Consider the following 261-nt stretch of genomic DNA (forward strand, 5'->3'; position numbering starts at 1 on the left):
TGATTGCGACGTAAGCCAGTCGATGTTGTTTGTTCACCCCCTGCGCTGAAGTTCCAGCAATTTTTTTGCAAACTGTTCAACCAGTTCTTTATCTTTCAATTCAGTTTCCAACTGACGAATGCGAAGATTTGCTTTGTCCAGATCAGTTAGTTCAGATTTGTCTTTATGATGGCCACGGTTATCGACAAGTGCTTCATAGCCGCCATCTTTGGCCTTGAGTACCCAAGAACGTGCCTGTTGATATGAAACCTGAAAATGTTC

1 pseudogene is annotated in these 261 nt (G+C 42.9%); it reads right to left on the bottom strand.

Features of this window, described 5'->3' with window-relative positions:
• Positions 1–33 precede the first annotated feature (33 nt).
• A pseudogene (locus LPAF129_RS05100) lies at positions 34–261 on the bottom strand (helix-turn-helix domain-containing protein); the annotation flags it as partial.

Origin of the sequence: Ligilactobacillus pabuli (assembly GCF_022836475.1) — a bacterium.
GTDB lineage: Bacteria > Bacillota > Bacilli > Lactobacillales > Lactobacillaceae > Ligilactobacillus > Ligilactobacillus pabuli.